The following is a 17,022-nucleotide window of genomic DNA, read 5'->3' as shown; positions in this document are numbered from 1 at the left end:
GCTGTGGCTGAACTTCGTTCCTTCATCTTCATCGACCGGCTGCAACCGCAGACCATGTCGTATCTGGGCACCTGGATCAAAGGTGCTCTTCCCCGTGCCAACCAGGCCGCCCAGATCATCGAGGTGGCACCCGGCCTCGACATCGAGGGCGTCACCGATGTCGCGCTCAAGCATGCCGAGGTCAAGGCTGGAATCCTGGTGGTAGAGCGGCAATTCGGCTACCTGGAGTTCCACGGTGAGACCGGTGCGGTCAAGGCTGCCGCCGACGCCGCGCTGGATGAGCTCGGTGGTCATACCGGAAGCGCCGTGCGGCCGAACGTGCTGGCCTCACGCATCATCTCCAGCGTCGACCACCAGCACGCATTCCTGATCAACCGCAACAAGATCGGTTCGATGGTGCTGCCGGGTGAATCGCTGTTCGTGCTCGAGGTGGCCCCGGCGTCCTACGCCATCCTGGCCACCAACGAGGCCGAGAAAGCCGCGGACATCAAGGTGGTCGATTTCCGGATGATCGGCGCCACGGGCCGCGTCTACCTGTCCGGTACCGAAGCCGACGTGCGTACGGCGGCCGAGGCAGCCCAGGACGCACTGGCGAGGGCCACCGCGTGAGCATCAACCGGGACGAACTGCGCGCCCTCGTGCGCGACGTGGTGCGAGAGGCGGTCCGGGATGTCGGAGCCGCCACCAAGACTCCGGGGCCGGTGGCTGTCCCCCCACCACCGGCCCCGGCTCCACCGGCACCGCCGACGGTCGCCGACCAGTTCGGTGTGGACCCCACCGGGCCCCGCGCTGTCGACGGCAAGAACCGCACCGAGACCGTGCAGTTGAGCAACGACCGAGACCTCGACAGTTTCGTCCGGAAGCTGTTGCGGCTCTTCGAAAGCCCGAAGACCAGGGCCGACCTCAAAGCGGGCCGGCTCAGCTTCCGGCTGGCGGGGTCGACCCGGTCGTCAGGCGGTGGTGCCATTCACCGCATCGAAACCGGCGCGGTGACCGAACGGCATATCGCCGACATGGCCGGCGGCACGCTCGTGCTCGGCCGCAAGGCGGTGCTCACCCCGCTGGCCCGGGAGAAGGCCCGCACCCTGGGCATCACGATTGAGAAGGAGCGCAAATGATCTCAGCGGTTGTCACCGGCAACGTGTGGTCGACCCGTCGGATCGACGGCATCCCGCCCGGCGCGTTCCTCGAGGTCGAGATCGACGGCACCGGGTCGAAGCTGATCGCCTTCGACGTCCTCGGCAGCGGAGTGGGCGAACGGGTCCTCGTGGCCCAGGGCTCCGTGGCCTCGGGCTGGTTCACCGGCACCCCACCGCCGGTTGACGCACTCATCATCGGATCCATCGACGCAAAACCCGACACCAACCCCAAGAAATAAGGAGAAACACCTATGTCCAGCAACGCAATCGGACTGATCGAGACCAAGGGCTACGTGGCTGCGCTGGCCGCTGCCGACGCCATGGTCAAGGCCGCCAACGTCACCATCACCGATCGCCAGCAGGTCGGCGACGGTCTGGTCGCCGTGATCGTCACCGGCGAGGTGGGCGCCGTCAAGGCCGCCACCGAGGCCGGCGCCGAGACCGCGTCCCAGGTGGGCGAACTGGTGAGCGTGCACGTCATCCCGCGTCCGCACAACGAGCTCGGCGCGCACTTCGCGGTCGCCAGCAAGTAGCCATGCCGACCGAAGCAGAGGAGAGCACGCGGATTCGCACCCAGATCCGCGTCTACCTGTTGGTGGAGGATCTGCAGCGCCAGTTCGCCGCCTACCTCGGAACGCCGACCCGGGCCCGGGGTTACCCCCCATACGAGGGTGAGCACGCGCTGATCGTCGAGGTGTCCCCCGCCTTGGCGATCGAGCGGGTGATCGACCTGGCCCTACGTGAGGTCCCCGGCATCCAGCCCGGAATCCTCTACGTGGAACGCCAATTCGGTGTTCTCGAGATCCACTCGGCCAACCTGGAAGATGTGCGGCGGGCCGGCGAGGCGATCCTGGCCGGCACCGGCAATAAGGCATCAGACCAGCTGCGGCCGCGGGTGCTCTACCACGACATCATCGAGAACATCACCGATCAGCACGCAGTGATCCTGAACCGCAATCGGCAGGCATCGATGATCCTGCCGGGGCAGTCTCTGCTGGTGTACGAGATGACCCCGGCGCTGTTCGCCGCGGTCGCGGCCAATGAGGCAGAGCGGGCAGCACCTGGGCTTACTGTGGTTGACGTGCAGATGATCGGTGCCGCTGGGAGGCTGTACATCGGCGGCAGCACCGCTGATGTGACCGTGGCGCGGGACCGGATCACGGCGGTGCTCGATGGTATTGAAGGACGGGATCACTGATGAGCGCCTGCGCGAAGAAGAGATTGCACTGATGAGCGCTCGCGCGAAGAGGAGAAGGCGCTGATGGTTATCACCGACGAGATCGATGTCGCCCAACTGGCGTTACGCCAGTACGACATCGGGGCGGACGCGACGTTGCGGTTGCTGAACCTGTCCGAGAATGCCACCTATCTCGTCGAGGACGCCGGCACCCAGTCCATCCTGCGGGTGCACCGGCAGAACTACCACCAGCCCCACGAGATCGAGTCGGAACTGGACTGGCTGGCAGCACTGCGGGCCGACAGCGATGTCACGGTCCCGTCAGTGCTGCCCACCCGGGACGGACGTCGCCTGGTAACCGTCAACGCCGACGGAACCGATCGCCACGCCGTGCATTTCGGCATGGTCGCCGGGGCCGAACCCGACGAGGGCACGCTGACCCTCGATGATTTCCATACGCTGGGCCGGATCACCGCTGCGCTGCACGACCATTCACAGCGGTGGGAGCGTCCGGCCGGGTTCGGCCGGTTCTCCTGGGACTGGGAGCACAGCTTGGGCGCGGCTCCCCGTTGGGGGCGCTGGCACGATGCCGAAGGCGTCGGCACGGCCGAGCAGCAGGTGCTGGAGCGCGCCCAGGCGCTGCTGCACGATCGGCTGCACGCCTACGGCACCGGCCCCGATGTCTACGGTCTGATCCACGCTGACCTGCGGCTGGCCAATCTGCTGGTCGACCCCAACCCGGCGGGAACTGCCAAGATCACGGTCATCGACTTCGATGACTGCGGATTCGGTTGGTATTTCTATGATTTCGGCACCGCGGTGTCGTTCATCGAAGATGATCCGGCACTGCCGGAATGGCAGGACGCCTGGGTGCGCGGCTACCGCACGCGACGCGACCTGCCCACCTCGGACGAGGACATGCTGGCGTCGTTCGTGCTGCTGCGCAGGCTGCTTCTGCTGGCCTGGATGGGCAGCCACAGCCACTCCAGGGAATCGGCCACCAAGGCCATCAGTTACGCCGCGGGTAGCTGTGAACTCGCCGAGCGCTACCTGCGCTCCAACGGACTCACCCTGACCTGACTCTCAAAGGAACCCAACAATGTTCGCATCGCTTCAGGGCCGCTCGGCCATCGTCACCGGCGGCAGCAAGGGCATCGGCCGCGGCATCGCCCAGACCTTCGCCAACGCCGGCGTGGACGTCCTCATCACCGGACGCAACCAGGCTGACCTCGACGAGGCCGTCGCCGCGCTCACCGACGCCCCGGGGCGGGTCAGCGCCCTTCGCGCGGATGTGACCAGCCCCGAAGACGCTCGGCAGGTGGTCAGCGCGGCCGTCGAGCGGCACGGCGGGCTGGACATCGTCTGCGCCAATGCCGGCATCTTCCCGTCCGGGCGCCTGGAGGATCTCACCCCCGACGACATCGACCAGGTCCTTGCGGTGAACTTCAAGGGCACCGTGTACATCGTGCAGGCCGCACTCGCGGCGCTGACCGCCAGTGGCCACGGACGCGTCGTCATCACGTCGTCGATCACGGGCCCGATCACCGGTTACCCCGGCTGGTCGCACTACGGCGCGTCGAAGGCCGCCCAGCTGGGCTTCCTGCGCACCGCCGCGATGGAGCTGGCCCCGAAGAAGATCACCATCAACGCCGTGCTGCCCGGCAACATCATCACCGAGGGCCTTGTCGAAATGGGCCAGGACTACATGGACCAAATGGCCTCGGCGGTGCCTGCCGGCCGACTCGGATCGGTCGCTGACATCGGTAACGCGGCGCTGTTCTTCGCCACGGACGAAGCCGCGTACGTCACCGGACAGTCGCTGGTCGTCGACGGCGGACAGATTCTTCCCGAATCTCACATGGCGATCGCTGAACTCTAGTTCAACCTGGATAGAATTGGCTGGACCAATACACGGGCAGGGGGCCGGGGTGGCAGTTCACAGCGAGGAGTTGCGCAGGCGAATCGTCGGCGATATCAACGCGGGCACCCCGGGCGCCAAGCTCGGCAGTGAGCGCGACCTGGCCGAACGCTACGGCACCAGCCGCTCCAGCCTGCGCCAGGTGCTGGCCGCGCTGGAGGAAGCCGGGCTGGTGCACCGGGTGATCGGCCGGGCCGGTGGCATCTTCATCAGCCACGGGCAGGTCGAGCGCCACCTCTCCGACGTGGTCGGCGTACCTGCCTTCCTGGCCAATCAGGGGTACGTCGCCGGCACGCGGGTGCTCTCGACGCGCATCACCACCCCCGACGACGCCACCAAGACCGCCCTGCGGCTGGGCCCCGGCGACTACGTCATCGAGATCCAACGCGTCCGACTGGCCGACGGCTCCCCCATCTCGCTCGAACACGCACAGTTTCCCGCTGACGCCTTTCCCGGTCTGCTCGACCAGCAGCTGGGCGGCTCGCTCTACGAAATCCTGGAATCCCGATACGGTTTGGTCACCGGCCGGGCCGACGAGCGCATCGAAGCGGTCAGCGCCACCAGTAGTGAAGCCACCCTGCTGGGCATCAAGCCCAAGGCGGCCCTGCTGCTGATCACCCGCGTCACCTATGACCAGAACGGTTCCCCGTGCGAGTTCTCCCGCGACCTGTTCCGGGGGGACCGCACGGCACTGGCCGTGACGGCGAAGGGCAGCGGCATCGCCACCCACGCCGACGCCAACACCGCCTCGGTCACGCTGCAGCGCCAGGCCGGCTGACCCGGGGCAGCCGCGTCGGTCACGCCTTTGACGAAGTCGCCCATATAGCCGATGGCCTGCCACACGCCGCATGCGTACCGGCCTGCCGTTGCGTCGCCAATTCCGAGTCTGCGAACAGTAATTCGTCTGCACCGACTTTGATCATCACCGGTGGCATGCTGGAGAGGTCCGCGGTAGTCGGATCGATCAGCGCGTCAACGCGGCATTGACTTCGACGCATGCGCCGGGCGAACGCCGACAACGCTGCCCCGGCGAACATCGACACCGAGTGATGTTGCGATGACACAGTTTTCGCACCGGAAGCGGGAGCCATATTGCGGGCCAACGACTTCAGCGCGCTCCCGAAGGCCAGGTATCCCCCGGACATGTCGATCATTTCCTGTTCTCACACAACGAACACCCGCCCGAGCGCGTACCGAAACGGTGGCCGCCACCGACGAACGCGAGCTTGCCACCCGCACGATCGAACCGTTACCCCCGGCACGCGGCACGATCCGCCGACTGTTCGTCAGGCCATTGGCGCGCACCGCAAAGTCGGCGGCGTCGTTCCCATGCGCCTGAAACCAATCGCGCCACAGAGCGCGCAGCACCGTTGCGCGTACCCCGGTCGTGTACTGGGGCATTGGCGTCGACGCGTGACCACAGATGCGACGGTTGAACCGAGCGAGTCACTTGATCGTTTAGTAGGACAGCAGCGCGGCTAACGCGAACATGCCGGGCCGGCCGATGAGCGAAGGAACAGGCGCGCGCCAGGTTTGTCAGCGTGATGTCAATCCAGCGGTGAATTTGGGCGCGGGACGACAACGATGATTCTTGGACGAACATGCTCACTGGGTGAATGGTTTGTCCGTGCAGGACGGAAGGCACGAAGATGAGGAAGGTTGCTTTCACGACGATTGCAGCCGCCGGTCTGGTCGCTGCGACTTTCGGGCTGGCTTCGCCGGCCGCAGCGGCACCGTCCGGCGTCGGAACAGCGCAGGACACGATAGATTCACTGCGGGCACAGGGCTATGCGGTCATCGTTCACAAGGTCGGCGACGCTCCGCTGAGCCAATGCACGGTCGGTACGGCAAAGCCCGGCCACACGTACTCCAGGACGGACAGCGGAGCTCCCGGCGCCAAAAACGACTTGGCCACAACAGTCGTGGCGAAGACGATCGATATTTACCTCAGTTGCTGAGAACCCCGCTCGACGACGTTCTGATCAAGCGTCTGACATAACGATCTGGTGGCGTCCGCCGACGAGGAAGGTCGTCCTCGGAACCTCGACTCCCTCGAAGTACCTTCCCCCGATGGGCTGCTCGCCTACGCGCTGATCGTCCTGAGAAGGAAGAAAGGCGGTCCTCATGATCCAGAACCTGCAAACCCGCCTGAATGCCTACTCACCTGCCGTCCTGAGTGTGTTCCGCATCGTGTTCGGACTGATGTTCACCCTCAACGGAACCGTGAAGTTGTTCGGATGGCCAGTCGGCCCTTCGGTAGCGGTCGGCGACTTCCCGTTCTGGTGGGCCGGGCTGAACGAGCTGGTCACCGGCCTGCTCATCGTGGTCGGGTTGTTTATCCCTATCGCCGCGCTGATCGCTTCCGGTGAGATGGCCGTCGCCTACTTCTGGCTGCATCAGCCCAACGCGCTGTGGCCGATCGACCCACAGAATGGCGGCGAGTTCGCGATCCTGTACTGCTTCGGATTCCTGCTTTTGGTGTTCACCGGACCGGGCGCCTTCGCGCTGGATGCCATCCGCGGCCGCGCACGCCGACAACCCCGCACCGATGTCAGGTCAGTTCAGCCCTGAGTGCCAACTTCGCCACACCGTCCACGGTCTCGGCAGTCGCGTCGTGGGCGGAGTGAACATTCACTGACCCTTGAGCCCCTGGCGCAGATCGGCGTTGATGCGCGGGTCGTTGCACATGACGCAGAACGCCACCACCCTTCGGCGTCGAGAAGGCAGCGCTGCGACGGTTGTGCCGGTGGCACCATTGTCGGCACGATGACATTCGTCCGTGTGGATTGTCAGCACGATGACACCCTCGAAGGAGGACCGAAGGGGAAAGATGCCCGACAACCACGGATCGATCCGACACGCGATACAGACGCTCGCCGGCGGCGAGAGCCCACCCGACCTGCCGATCCGCTACGCCGCCTGGGTCGCCCGATGCGTGGGCCGAGGCCCAGCGGCGCCGCTGCTCCGCGAGGATGTCGCTGCCCTGGCAGGAACCCTTGTGGCCAAGCAGTTCGCCTCCGGTGCAGTGTTGTTCGCCGCCGGACAAGAACCCACCGGAGTCTGGATCGTGCGTCAAGGCCAGATCGAACTGGCCGTCGGTTCCGGCCGCCGCCGGGTCGTCGTCGACGTGATGCGCCCCGGCGACGTAGACGGCGATATCGCCCTGCTGCTCGATATGCCGATCGCCTACACCGCGCGCGCCATCGGTGACTGCACGTGCCTGTATCTGGACCGCCCCACGTTCGATCGGTTGCTGACCAGCCACCCCAACATCGCCCGCCGCTGGCTGTCTTCGGTCGCCCAGCGGGTGTCGGCCGGGCAGAGCCGATTGGTTGCGATGCTCGGTCGCCCCCTCCCAGCCCAGGTTGCCCAGATACTGCTCGACGAAGCCATCGACGGCTCGGTCCCGCTCACTCAACGCACCCTTGCCGCCATGCTCGGCGTACAGCGTCCGTCGCTGAACAAGATCCTCAAAGACTTCGAACGGCACGGTCTGATCGCCACCCGCTACGGCGGAATAGACCTTGCCGATATCGACGGCCTCAGAGCCAAAGCCACCTGATCAGCGCGTCAGCTGCTGTCGCCGACCTGACCGATCTTCTGCTTGTCTAGCTTGAGGTCGAGACCGTCGAGCAGCTGGCGCAGCAGGCGTGCGAGCTGTTGCTGCTCACCCACATCAAGATGGGCGACGAGTTCGGCTTCGCGCCCAAGCACCCGATCGACGAGCTCTTCGACAAGCGCATGACCGGCCGCGGTGAGTTCCACATCGACCTTGCGGGACCCGTCGCCGCGCGTGGTGCGGACGACCAGACCGTCGCGTTCAGCCCGGCCGACGCGCTGGGAAATCGCTCCGGCCGTGATCATCGTGGCGTCCGCGAGCTCCCGTGTCGTGAGCCGGTACGGTGCGCCGGCGCGGCGCAATACCGACAGCAGGTCAAGAACGGCGGTGTCCGCCCCGGCGGCGGCCAGCGTACGTCGCCGGTCCTCGCCGAGGAGTTTGGCGGCATGCCAGATGCGCGTGACGATGCCGATCGACCCGACTTCGGTGCCTGGACGTTCCTGGGCCCATGCCAATGCGATCGCATCGACGGAATCATCCGGATCAAGCGACATCATCACCTCGTTTAGCTCTAAACGATCTGTTACGTTTAGGTCTAAACAAACTACCTCGCACTGTGGATCAAGGAGTGATAATGGGACGTCTCGTCGTGGTTACCGGTGGAGGGACCGGAATCGGTAAGGCCATCGCGCAACGCTTCGCCGCCTGCGGAGATTCGGTCATCATCACTGGCCGGCGCCGCGATGCGCTCGACCAGGCGGCGGCCGAATTGCCGGGAGACATCACAGTCTCGTGTTTCGACGCCACCGATCTCGATTCGGTCGAAGCGTTCGCCGCATCCCTCGACAGCATCGACGTACTGGTCAACAACGCCGGCGGCAACCGCGATTTCGACGCTGGCACCTCCGACCAGTCCCTGCGCACAGTCGCCGACACATGGCTGTCGAACTTCACGGCCAACGTGCTCTCGGCAGTCGTGATGACGACCGCGTGCCTGGACAAGTTCTCCGACGGCGGTTCGGTGGTCACCATCGGTTCGATCGCCGCCGACCAAGGCTCGGGCTCCTATGGCGCGGCGAAAGCGGCGGTCGCCTCATGGAACGTCGACCTGTCGCGCCAGCTGGGATCATGCGGTGTCACCGCCAACGTGGTGTCACCCGGCTACATCGCAGACACCGAGTTCTTCCGCGACAAGCTCTCGGGGCAACGCCGGGCCGAGCTGATCGCGGCCACCGCGACCGGACGGGCAGGCACACCAGGAGATATTGCGGACACCGTGGCGTTCCTCGCCTCACCTGGAGCGCGCCACATCACCGGCCAGGTGATCGCGGTCAACGGCGGAGCTCGAACCACCCGGTGAACCGGCAGGCCGTTTCCCGGGCCATACGTAGCGCGTCAAGCAGCGGCGCCCGGTTCTGATCCATGCCTATCTTGGCGGGGGAACACCCAGATCAGCCCGACGCCCACACACGCGGCCGTCATCACGGCGAACGCCGTCGGGAACGAGAACGAGGTGGCCAGCGCCCCGACCGCCAGGGACCCCAGACCGGTGCCCGCGTCGAATCCGACATTCCAGGCCACGCTGACCGCGCCGCGGGCATGCTCGCCGGTCGCGGCAAAGGCCTGCACGAGGGTGAGATTCTGGAGCGCGCCGTAGGCAGTACCGAGCAGGCCACAGCCGAGAATCACCAACGACCCGCCGATACCGATACCCAAGGCGATCACCGCCAGACCGACCGCGCCGACACCCAGCATCGGGGCGATGAATCCGGCCGCGCCATGGCGGTCGGCAATCCCTCCTACCAGCCACCGGGCCAACGCCGCCATGCCGGTCATGGCCAACAACGCCCCGAGCGCAGTTGTCGCACCACCCAATTGGGGAGCGAAGGTGAGAATCGCACCGCCGGCCGCTGTGATCACCACGAGCGCAGAGATCGGACCGACCAGCCCGCCGATGCCGTCGAGCCGGTCCGAACGCGGTTCGTCTACCAACGTCGGTGCCGGGCGGGTGAACGCCAGCGGCACCGCCAGCAGGGGGACAGCGGCCAGCGCGAACACCAGTTGGTACCCGACGTTCTCGGCCAGCCACGGCGCCAGCGGGGTCAACACGAACTGCGGTGCCGCGATGGACAGCCCGTACGCGCCGATCGCACGGCCCCGGCGTTCCTGGGGGATCAGCGCGGCAATACCCCTGATGCTGCAGACCGTGAGGATGCCGAAGCCCAATCCCCGCAACGCCGCCAGAAGCAGTACCTGCCACAGCGAACCGGTCAGCGAGTGCAGCACAGCGGGTATCCCCAGCAGTACGAGCCCGAGTGCCTGCGCGACGGCCCAACCGGCCCTCCGCAACAGCCGCCCGACCAACAGTTGGGCGATGACGGTGAACAGCATCAGCACGCTGTTGACCGCACCGGCCCCCAGGTTGTCGGCGCCGATGTGCACCGCCCACATCGGGGCGACCGGCAGCAGCAAGGAGAACCCGGCGAAACCCAATCCGGCGCATGCCAACAACGCGGGCATGCCCGGTACCCGCCACACACTCACCGTTCGAACACCACCAAACCCCCGACGATGGTGGCGGCCACCAGATCCGCATCGAGCGCGTCGACCACCCGCTGCGGGGAATCGGTCAGCAGGCACAGGTCACCTGGCTCGCCGGGTGCGATACGCCGTGGCCTGGCCGGGTTTTCCGCGCTGCCCAGAAACAGCGCCAGTGCACGCCGGCCCGATATCCGCTCGCGCGGGTTGAGCACCACCCCATGCGGGGTGCGCCGGTGCACCGCCGCACGCATCGCGGCCCACGGGTCTGCGGCGCCGAACGGTGCGTCGGTGGACAATGCGATCGGCACGCCCGCAGCCACCAGCGTTGCCAGCCGCCAGAGCTGATCCTGGTCGGCGGCAGGCACATCCGTGCGGTACTGGTCGCCGCGCTCGGCCACGAAGTTGGGCTGGGTCACCACGGTGATCCCGAGCGCGACGAGGTCATCGATACAGTCCTGCGGCACCATCGCAGCGTGCTCGATACGGTCGGCGGGATGGCTGCCCGCGGCGCCCAGCGCGGCGATCGTGACGACGAGTTGGGCTGCGGTCACACAGTGCACGGCCACCGGCTCACCGGCCCGGTGCCGCTGCGAGATCCAGGCCGTCAACGCATCCAGGTCGAGCCCGTCATCGTGCAGGATGCGCTTGCCCGGCGCGAGGTAGTGCACACGTTGGCACAGGCCGGTAGGCCGATCACCGGGCTGCAGGTCAGGCGTGGCATCGGTGACACCGGTGACGCCGTAGCGGGCCAGCCGGGCGCTGAACTGCGCGACCGCCGCCGGCCTCCGTTCCAGGGCCTCCGACCACGTCGGGTCCGCGCTGCGCAGCCGCCCGTCGGGATGATCATCCCGACCCAGCGCCGCCAGCCCTGGCGAATTCACCGTCCACAACACGCCGCTGCGGTGTTGCACGCGCACCGGGGCATCGGGGATCAACCGGTCCAGAGCGTGCCGGTCCAGCGGACCGGCCACCGTTTCGTGGTAACCGACAGCGCGGATCCAGCCGTCACTGCCCGCGACCGCGGCCCTCAACGCTCTGGTCAGCGCGGCCTCGTCGGCCACCTCGGCGGGGCCGACCCGAACCGAATCCTGCTCGGCTGCAGCCGAGTACACGTGCAGGTGGTGATCGTGCAGTCCGGGAATCACAGTGCCGAACGCGGCGTCGCGTACCTGTTCACCGAGCTCGGGCGGCAGTGATTCCGCGACGGCTTCGATGGTGTCACCGACCCGGATGTCGACCACCGTCCCGTCGAGCAGCGTCGCACGACGAATCAGCATGGAGCATCGGTCCGTTCGGCCACCAACCGGCGAACCACTTCGTTGTCGGCTCCGAGTTCCCGCCCGGGCAGACCCGCGGCGGGCCGTAGCGGGATCACGTCGGTCTCATCGCCGTTGCAGGAGCGGTATCCGGCGGCCACGGCCGCCATCGAGAATTCGATCAGCTCGCCGCCGCCGCGTTCCCGCGAGGACGCCACGGCAGCCGCGGCGTGGAGTCCGGTGAGCGGGTCGGCGATGGCGTCACCACTGAAGACCGGTGCGCCCTCGCGGTATCCGACCAGGCCACCCGACACCGCGGCATCGTCGCCGAACGCCACCCAGCCGGCCTTCGCCCCCGCGGTGCCGTGCCCGGTGATGCGCAGCCAGATCTGGCCGGGCCGGGCTGCGGCGATGTCGGGCCCCAGCCCGCGCCGGCTCAATGCGGCCGGCCGCGAGGCCTCGATGACCACATCGGCCACGTGGACAAGCGCAGCCAGCTCCCGCGGATCATCGAAATCTACTGCGTACGAGAGCTTTCCACGGTTCATCCAATCGAAGAACTCCGGCGCCCCGGCACGGGTCCCGTCCGGACGGCTCCGGCTCTCCACCTTGACCACGGTGGCCCCGGCACGGGCCAGCAACTGTCCGCACAGAGGCCCGGCCCACATCGAGGACAGGTCGGCCACCAGCATTTCGGCCATCGGACCGGTCCGGCCAGGTCCGAGAGAGCTGACCACCGGCGACGCGGGCGCGGTTTCATCCAGCACGGCGACCGGCAGTCCGAGCAGGCGGGCGCGGTCGGCCACCTCCGCAGCGGAGTTCACCGCCGCCCAGGACCGGATCGCCTGCCACGGGTCAGGTTTCACCGAATCCTGCTGCAGCAGTGCGGGAACAGCGGCTACGTCATCGGGGCGCGACAGGGTCAGCGCACACCATCCGTCGCGGGTGGCCAGCAGCCTCGTCGCACCACCCGCCGAGACCTGCCCCCGGGGTGCGATGTCCAACAGTGCGGCGCGGCCGGTCAGCAGTTCGGTGGCATCGACCGGCACGCCGGTGCGCGCCGTGAAGTCGTCGGCGACCGTCTGGGCCTGCCTCAGCAGGGCCCGCGGAATCGCCAACGGTGTCATCAGAACTGCAGCGCGCTGAACCGCCAGTCCAGCACCTGGCGGTCGTCGCCACCGTCGGGTCCGCCGGCCGCGTACACCAGCGAACGGAGTTTGAGCTCCCCGGCCTCGGCCGATTCCACGTGCAGCTCGCTGAACAGCGTGTCACCCTCGTGCACCGGGCCGGTGTGATCGCAGGATTCCCAACCCAACACGGTGACCAGGTTCGGCAGCAACCGGTTGGCCTGAGCCAAGGCCAGCCCGATGGTGTGCCCGCCGTACACCAGACGTTTGCCCCCGGCGCGCCAATCATGATGGGTGGCAGCGATGTTCAGTGTCAGCCGAGCCAGTTCCGGAGCGCTGCTGACCACGTCGGCGGTACTGTGCAGCACCGTACCGGCCAGCGCCGGGGCGAAATGCGCTCCGGGCACCCGGGTCCGGAAAGCGTCCGGATCCCAGCCGGCGGTGGGGTTCGGTGCGGTGGCGCCGGCTCCGATCGCCGACAGATCGTCGGCATGCCCGGTGTCGATGTCGTCGCTGGACAGCGGCAGCATCGCGCAACGGTAGAAATCGAGTACCTTGCGGTCCTTCTGATCGACGGTCGTCATCCGCAGGGCTGCCAGGCCGGTGGCCGCGCGTCCGGGCTTGGCCGAATTCTGTTTGAGGCCAACCACTTCGGTGCGGGTATAGAGGGTGTCCCCGATCACCGGGCAGCGGTAGAACGCCAGGCCCCGGTAGAACAGGTTCGCCTTCACCCGTTGCGTCACCAAGGTGCTCTGCCCGATCGCCACATCGCATACCAACGCGGGGTGCGCCAGCGGACCAGGCTCCCCGATCACCGCGGTGGCGAGCTCGGCGTCCAGCGCCAACCGCAGCCGGTCACCGAGGATCGCCTGATGCGTGGCAGCCGCACCGGCGGTCAGCGTCATCGACGGCGCGGTGCCGAATACCTGACCAACCGCCAGGTCATCGAAATACGGGCCACCAGTCACAACTGGCACTGTAGACCAGCCACCAGAATCCGTTGCAAGCTAAAGCAGTAGATCAGGCGCCTGGCAGGTACAGCCTGGTGAGTTCGACGAGATGCCGGCCGACATCGTCGAGGGCATCAGTCTTCTGAGCCGCAATCGCCATGATGATGGCACCTTCGATAGCTGCGATCGACATGTTCGCCAGGGAACGAGCCGCATCCGCGTCCGCACCGGCCCGGACCAACCGCTCGGCCAGTATCGCCTGCCAGTCCTGGATAGTTTCGGCAGCCACCTCTGCGGCCCTGGGTGCCTCACAGCGACCGAGGACGGCCGCGACGATCGGGCAGCCGGCCTGCAACTCTGTCTCCGCCAGTTGCAGTTTCCACTGGTCGATGAATGCCCGCACCGCTTCGGCAGGGTCGCGTCCGTCGTCAGTCGCGCGGATCAACGTCGTCAGCGTCTGCCCGGCAACCCGGGTCGCCTCCGCGACGAGTTCCTCCTTGCCGCCCGGGAAGTTCAGGTAAATGGTCCGCCGGGAGACGCCGCTGTCCTCAAGCAGTGCACTGACGCCGGTTCCAGCGACACCTCTGCGCCGCAACAACCCGGTCACACTCGTGATCAAGGTGTCTCGTGCTGACATCGCGCTCGTCGCCTCCGTACTCTTCAGCACCCCCACCACATACTAGACCAATCAGTCTACCCACACGTTGCACTAGACCGATCGGTGTACTACCGTCGCGAAGGCATCCCCCGGCGCCATTTCGAGGAGACGGCCATGCCAGACATTCACAACCCGTTGCCGCTTGCCAGTGGCCAGGTCCTGCGCAACCGGCTGATGAAGTCGGCGCTCAGCGAAGGCCTGGGCGATGCCCATCATGGTCCGGACCATCGGCTGATCGAGCTGTACCGGCGCTGGGGAACGGGCGGGTACGGGCTCGTGATCACCGGGAACGTGATGGTCGACCACGATCATCTGGGCGAGCCGGGCAACGTCGTCATCGAAGACGACCGCCACCTCGACGGACTGTCCCGATGGGCCAAGGCCACCAAGGACGGCGGCGGGCTCATCTGGATGCAGGTGAACCACCCTGGAAGACAAGCCAATCCGCTGGCCACCCGGTCTCAGCCGGTCGCGCCGTCACCAATCCGGATGAACGTGCCCGGGTGGCAGGCGCCGCGCGCCCTCACCGACGACGAGATCGAGGCCACCGTCGACAGGTACGCGCGGACGGCGGCGATCGCCGATGCAGCCGGCTTCGATGGAGTCCAGATACACGGTGCGCACGGGTATCTCGTCGCCCAGTTCCTGTCACCACGGACCAATCAGCGAACCGACCGCTGGGGCGGCGATGCGGAGCGCCGGATGCGCTTCGTACTCGAGGTGGTGCGGCGGACGCGCGCGGCCGTCAGCCCCGGCTTTGCCGTTGCCATCAAACTCAACTCCGCCGACTTCCAGCGCGGCGGTTTCACCGAGGAAGAGTCGCGCGCCGTCATCGCCGCGCTGAGCGCCGAAGATATCGACTTGATCGAAATCAGCGGTGGCACATACGAATCCCCCGCGATGGAAGGCAGGCCCGTGGTGCAGTCGGCCTCCACGAAGGCGCGTGAGGCGTACTTCATCGAGTACGCACTGGCGGCCCGGGAGGTCTCCGGAGCCGTGCCGCTGGCCGTGACCGGTGGTTTCCGCACCCAGGCAGCGATGAGCGAGGCCGTCCGGTCGGGAGCCACCGACGTGGTCGGGCTGGGCAGGCCCACGACCGTCAACCCAGCGGCCGCCGACAGCCTCCTGGAGGCACGCCAGGCGCGCCTCCGAGTTCCGGACATCTCGCCTCGGCTGCCCGCGCGGCTCGCGAACACCGCCCGCGCCAAGACCTTTCTCAGCGCGCTGGAACTGCAGTGGCATGCCACCCAGTTGCACCGGCTGGGCGCGGGCCGCGAACCGGACCCGACGATCGGCCCGTTGACCACCGCACTGCGGCTGCTGAAGGGCAACGGGCTCGACGCCTTCCGCGCAAGGAGGAACTCATGACCGGCACTCAACCCGACAAGACCCTGAGCAAGTTCCGCAGGGAGCGGGCGCTCGGGCGCTATCTACTGAACCCCACCATCACCGTGTTGGGGAAGCTGGGCGTGCGCACCGCCCTGGCCTCCGAATTGGAGACCACCGGGCGAAAGACCGGCCAGTTGCGGAGGGTGCCCGTCTCCGCCCAGTTCGACGCCACGGGTGCCTGGGTGATCTGCCAGCACGGAACCCGATCGGGCTGGGGCAGCAATATCGCCGCGAACCCGAACGTCCGTCTGCGGCAAGGGAACCGATGGCGTACCGGGATCGCACAGTTCCGGCCCGACGACCACGTCGTCGCGCGGGGCCGCAAGTTCGGGTCGATCGGTGCGCGCGTCGTCAAGGCCCTGGAGACCAATCCGGTCTCGGTGCGCATCGACTTCAGCGACTGACGCTCTCACCGATCCACGGGCACACTGACCACCTCATCTACCAGGCCCCAGGCCAGCGCCGTGGCCGCGTCGACGGTGCGCCCGGACAGCACGAGATACGCCGTGCGCCACCGGCCGATGCGACGCGTGATGCTCACCGTGCCGCCCGCCCCGGGAATCAACCCCAGCGCCAGCTCCGGCAGGCCGATCGTGGCATCCGGATCGCAGCTGACCCACCCGCAGTAGCAGGCCATCTCCAGGCCGCTGCCCAGCACCTGGCCGTGCACCTCGGCGCGGCAGCGTCGCCCCAGCCTTTGGGTGATGTCATCGAGCACCAGGGCCGGGCTGTGCCTGGTACGGGCCAGATGCGCGCTGGCCGGGTCGGCGAACGAGCCGAACTCGGCCAGATCGCCGCCGCTGCAGAATGATCGGCCGTTGCCGCCGAGCACCACTTCGTCCACGGATGGATCCAGCCGGGCCACCTCGAGGGCCTCCAGAAGTGCGCCGCGGGCGTCGGTCGAGAACGCGTTGTGCCGCCGGGGCCGGTTGAACCGGACGTGCAGGGTGTTCCCCTCACGATGAGCCTGCACCGGATCGGGCAGCTGCGGCGCGGTGGCCGGTCCCCGTTCGGCCAGCCACCGGCCGAACTCCGGTCCCGACTGCAACGTCGAATACGCCAGCGACTCGGTGATGACCCCGGCCCGGGTCGGCCCGGCCGGGTCGAGGGACCGCAACACATCGTCACAGACCGCGGCCGCCTGCGGCCACGTCCGACACCGTTCGGTGAGTTCGTCCAGAGCCTGCTCGACCGAGTCCACGGTGACCACCCGCCGGTCGTCACAGGGGCGTTCGGTCAGCGTGAACGTCGCGGCATCGGTCGGGGTGTCGACCCCGACACGGATGCCGGCGGGCAGCTCCAGGACGG

General features: G+C 67.3%; 21 protein-coding genes. 13 read left to right on the top strand and 8 right to left on the bottom strand.

Annotated elements, in window-relative coordinates:
• Nucleotides 1–3 precede the first annotated feature (3 nt).
• The 9 genes from EYZ64_RS01385 to EYZ64_RS01340 all read left to right on the top strand — a co-directional run bounded on the left by EYZ64_RS01385 (nt 4) and on the right by EYZ64_RS01340 (nt 6,805).
• The gene (locus EYZ64_RS01385) at nt 4–609 is read left to right on the top strand and encodes a BMC domain-containing protein (protein ID WP_064933762.1); all 606 of its coding nucleotides are present in this window, start codon (nt 4–6) and stop codon (nt 607–609) included.
• Complete coding sequence (locus tag EYZ64_RS01380) at nt 606–1,118, top strand: hypothetical protein (protein WP_064933760.1); 513 nt, start codon at nt 606–608, stop codon at nt 1,116–1,118. The genes EYZ64_RS01385 and EYZ64_RS01380 overlap by 4 nt, the downstream gene beginning before the upstream one ends.
• The gene (locus EYZ64_RS01375; RefSeq protein WP_064933758.1) at nt 1,115–1,378 is read left to right on the top strand and encodes a EutN/CcmL family microcompartment protein; all 264 of its coding nucleotides are present in this window, start codon (nt 1,115–1,117) and stop codon (nt 1,376–1,378) included. Before EYZ64_RS01380 ends, EYZ64_RS01375 begins: the two co-directional genes overlap by 4 nt.
• A 12-nt stretch (nt 1,379–1,390) precedes the next feature.
• A complete protein-coding gene (locus EYZ64_RS01370; RefSeq protein ID WP_044514625.1) occupies nt 1,391–1,672 on the top strand; it encodes a BMC domain-containing protein in 282 nt (93 codons plus the stop codon).
• A gap of 2 nt (nt 1,673–1,674) precedes the next feature.
• Nucleotides 1,675–2,337 carry a microcompartment protein gene (locus EYZ64_RS01365; RefSeq protein WP_135451540.1) on the top strand — a complete coding sequence of 221 codons (663 nt, stop codon included), beginning with the start codon at nt 1,675–1,677 and terminating at the stop codon, nt 2,335–2,337.
• Nucleotides 2,338–2,400: 63 nt separating this feature from the next.
• Nucleotides 2,401–3,396 (top strand): phosphotransferase enzyme family protein, encoded by a 996-nt coding sequence (locus EYZ64_RS01360; RefSeq protein WP_167857666.1) that lies wholly within the window; start codon nt 2,401–2,403, stop codon nt 3,394–3,396.
• 19 nt (nt 3,397–3,415) lie between these two features.
• Complete coding sequence (gene fabG, locus EYZ64_RS01355) at nt 3,416–4,195, top strand: 3-oxoacyl-ACP reductase FabG (protein ID WP_135451538.1); 780 nt, start codon at nt 3,416–3,418, stop codon at nt 4,193–4,195.
• A 49-nt stretch (nt 4,196–4,244) separates the two neighbouring features.
• Nucleotides 4,245–5,012: a GntR family transcriptional regulator gene (locus EYZ64_RS01350; protein WP_135451537.1), complete on the top strand. Its 768-nt coding sequence runs from the start codon at nt 4,245–4,247 to the stop codon at nt 5,010–5,012.
• 1,346 nt (nt 5,013–6,358) lie between these two features.
• Complete coding sequence (locus EYZ64_RS01340) at nt 6,359–6,805, top strand: DoxX family protein (RefSeq protein WP_135451535.1); 447 nt, start codon at nt 6,359–6,361, stop codon at nt 6,803–6,805.
• A gap of 60 nt (nt 6,806–6,865) precedes the next feature.
• On the opposite strand, the gene EYZ64_RS31915 is transcribed toward EYZ64_RS01340, so the two are convergent.
• Nucleotides 6,866–7,030 (bottom strand): hypothetical protein, encoded by a 165-nt coding sequence (locus tag EYZ64_RS31915; RefSeq protein WP_167857665.1) that lies wholly within the window; start codon nt 7,028–7,030, stop codon nt 6,866–6,868.
• Nucleotides 7,031–7,064: 34 nt separating this feature from the next.
• On the opposite strand from EYZ64_RS31915, the gene EYZ64_RS01335 reads away from it, so the two are divergent.
• Nucleotides 7,065–7,796, top strand: coding sequence for a Crp/Fnr family transcriptional regulator (locus tag EYZ64_RS01335; protein WP_135459720.1), 732 nt, complete (start codon nt 7,065–7,067; stop codon nt 7,794–7,796).
• An 8-nt stretch (nt 7,797–7,804) separates the two neighbouring features.
• On the opposite strand, the gene EYZ64_RS01330 is transcribed toward EYZ64_RS01335, so the two are convergent.
• Entirely contained in the window at nt 7,805–8,347 is a 543-nt protein-coding gene (locus EYZ64_RS01330; protein ID WP_286174547.1) for a MarR family winged helix-turn-helix transcriptional regulator, read from the bottom strand.
• 80 nt (nt 8,348–8,427) lie between these two features.
• Here EYZ64_RS01330 and EYZ64_RS01325 point away from each other — a divergent pair, with 80 nt between their 5' ends.
• The gene (locus tag EYZ64_RS01325; protein ID WP_135451534.1) at nt 8,428–9,153 is read left to right on the top strand and encodes an SDR family NAD(P)-dependent oxidoreductase; all 726 of its coding nucleotides are present in this window, start codon (nt 8,428–8,430) and stop codon (nt 9,151–9,153) included.
• Between the two features lie 35 nt (nt 9,154–9,188).
• On the opposite strand, the gene EYZ64_RS01320 is transcribed toward EYZ64_RS01325, so the two are convergent.
• The 5 genes from EYZ64_RS01320 to EYZ64_RS01300 all read right to left on the bottom strand — a co-directional run bounded on the left by EYZ64_RS01320 (nt 9,189) and on the right by EYZ64_RS01300 (nt 14,304).
• On the bottom strand, nt 9,189–10,337 hold the full coding sequence (locus EYZ64_RS01320; RefSeq protein ID WP_353653657.1) for an MFS transporter: 1,149 nt from the start codon (nt 10,335–10,337) through the stop codon (nt 9,189–9,191).
• On the bottom strand, nt 10,334–11,611 hold the full coding sequence (locus EYZ64_RS01315) for an amidohydrolase family protein (protein ID WP_135451533.1): 1,278 nt from the start codon (nt 11,609–11,611) through the stop codon (nt 10,334–10,336). Before EYZ64_RS01315 ends, EYZ64_RS01320 begins: the two co-directional genes overlap by 4 nt.
• Nucleotides 11,605–12,717, bottom strand: coding sequence for a CoA transferase (locus EYZ64_RS01310; protein ID WP_135451532.1), 1,113 nt, complete (start codon nt 12,715–12,717; stop codon nt 11,605–11,607). Before EYZ64_RS01310 ends, EYZ64_RS01315 begins: the two co-directional genes overlap by 7 nt.
• Nucleotides 12,717–13,622, bottom strand: a complete 906-nt coding sequence (locus tag EYZ64_RS01305; RefSeq protein WP_286175240.1) for a hotdog family protein — start codon at nt 13,620–13,622, stop codon at nt 12,717–12,719. Before EYZ64_RS01305 ends, EYZ64_RS01310 begins: the two co-directional genes overlap by 1 nt.
• A 115-nt stretch (nt 13,623–13,737) precedes the next feature.
• Nucleotides 13,738–14,304 carry a TetR/AcrR family transcriptional regulator gene (locus EYZ64_RS01300; RefSeq protein ID WP_135451530.1) on the bottom strand — a complete coding sequence of 189 codons (567 nt, stop codon included), beginning with the start codon at nt 14,302–14,304 and terminating at the stop codon, nt 13,738–13,740.
• A gap of 135 nt (nt 14,305–14,439) precedes the next feature.
• On the opposite strand from EYZ64_RS01300, the gene EYZ64_RS01295 reads away from it, so the two are divergent.
• Nucleotides 14,440–15,693 carry an NADH:flavin oxidoreductase/NADH oxidase family protein gene (locus EYZ64_RS01295; RefSeq protein WP_135451529.1) on the top strand — a complete coding sequence of 418 codons (1,254 nt, stop codon included), beginning with the start codon at nt 14,440–14,442 and terminating at the stop codon, nt 15,691–15,693.
• The gene (locus tag EYZ64_RS01290) at nt 15,690–16,118 is read left to right on the top strand and encodes a nitroreductase/quinone reductase family protein (RefSeq protein ID WP_135451528.1); all 429 of its coding nucleotides are present in this window, start codon (nt 15,690–15,692) and stop codon (nt 16,116–16,118) included. Before EYZ64_RS01295 ends, EYZ64_RS01290 begins: the two co-directional genes overlap by 4 nt.
• A 5-nt stretch (nt 16,119–16,123) precedes the next feature.
• Here EYZ64_RS01290 and EYZ64_RS01285 read toward each other — a convergent pair whose 3' ends face one another.
• Complete coding sequence (locus EYZ64_RS01285; RefSeq protein WP_502703000.1) at nt 16,124–17,017, bottom strand: enoyl-CoA hydratase/isomerase family protein; 894 nt, start codon at nt 17,015–17,017, stop codon at nt 16,124–16,126.
• Nucleotides 17,018–17,022 lie beyond the last annotated feature (5 nt).

Source organism: Mycobacterium sp. DL99 (assembly GCF_004762045.1).
GTDB lineage: Bacteria > Actinomycetota > Actinomycetes > Mycobacteriales > Mycobacteriaceae > Mycobacterium.
This window is presented reverse-complemented; position numbering and strand designations above follow the sequence as displayed.

What these genes read in the sequence shown, in the direction of transcription:
- EYZ64_RS01375 (WP_064933758.1), top strand. Translation starts at nt 1,115, where the DNA reads ATGATCTCAGCGGTTGTCACCGGCAACGTGTGGTCGACCCGTCGGATC.
- EYZ64_RS01370 (WP_044514625.1), top strand. Translation starts at nt 1,391, where the DNA reads ATGTCCAGCAACGCAATCGGACTGATCGAGACCAAGGGCTACGTGGCT.
- EYZ64_RS01365 (WP_135451540.1), top strand. Translation starts at nt 1,675, where the DNA reads ATGCCGACCGAAGCAGAGGAGAGCACGCGGATTCGCACCCAGATCCGC.
- EYZ64_RS01360 (WP_167857666.1), top strand. Translation starts at nt 2,401, where the DNA reads ATGGTTATCACCGACGAGATCGATGTCGCCCAACTGGCGTTACGCCAG.
- fabG (WP_135451538.1), top strand. Translation starts at nt 3,416, where the DNA reads ATGTTCGCATCGCTTCAGGGCCGCTCGGCCATCGTCACCGGCGGCAGC.
- EYZ64_RS01340 (WP_135451535.1), top strand. Translation starts at nt 6,359, where the DNA reads ATGATCCAGAACCTGCAAACCCGCCTGAATGCCTACTCACCTGCCGTC.
- EYZ64_RS01335 (WP_135459720.1), top strand. Translation starts at nt 7,065, where the DNA reads ATGCCCGACAACCACGGATCGATCCGACACGCGATACAGACGCTCGCC.
- EYZ64_RS01330 (WP_286174547.1), bottom strand. Translation starts at nt 8,347, where the DNA reads ATGTCGCTTGATCCGGATGATTCCGTCGATGCGATCGCATTGGCATGG.
- EYZ64_RS01325 (WP_135451534.1), top strand. Translation starts at nt 8,428, where the DNA reads ATGGGACGTCTCGTCGTGGTTACCGGTGGAGGGACCGGAATCGGTAAG.
- EYZ64_RS01315 (WP_135451533.1), bottom strand. Translation starts at nt 11,611, where the DNA reads ATGCTGATTCGTCGTGCGACGCTGCTCGACGGGACGGTGGTCGACATC.
- EYZ64_RS01310 (WP_135451532.1), bottom strand. Translation starts at nt 12,717, where the DNA reads ATGACACCGTTGGCGATTCCGCGGGCCCTGCTGAGGCAGGCCCAGACG.
- EYZ64_RS01305 (WP_286175240.1), bottom strand. Translation starts at nt 13,622, where the DNA reads ATGACGCTGACCGCCGGTGCGGCTGCCACGCATCAGGCGATCCTCGGT.
- EYZ64_RS01300 (WP_135451530.1), bottom strand. Translation starts at nt 14,304, where the DNA reads ATGTCAGCACGAGACACCTTGATCACGAGTGTGACCGGGTTGTTGCGG.
- EYZ64_RS01295 (WP_135451529.1), top strand. Translation starts at nt 14,440, where the DNA reads ATGCCAGACATTCACAACCCGTTGCCGCTTGCCAGTGGCCAGGTCCTG.
- EYZ64_RS01290 (WP_135451528.1), top strand. Translation starts at nt 15,690, where the DNA reads ATGACCGGCACTCAACCCGACAAGACCCTGAGCAAGTTCCGCAGGGAG.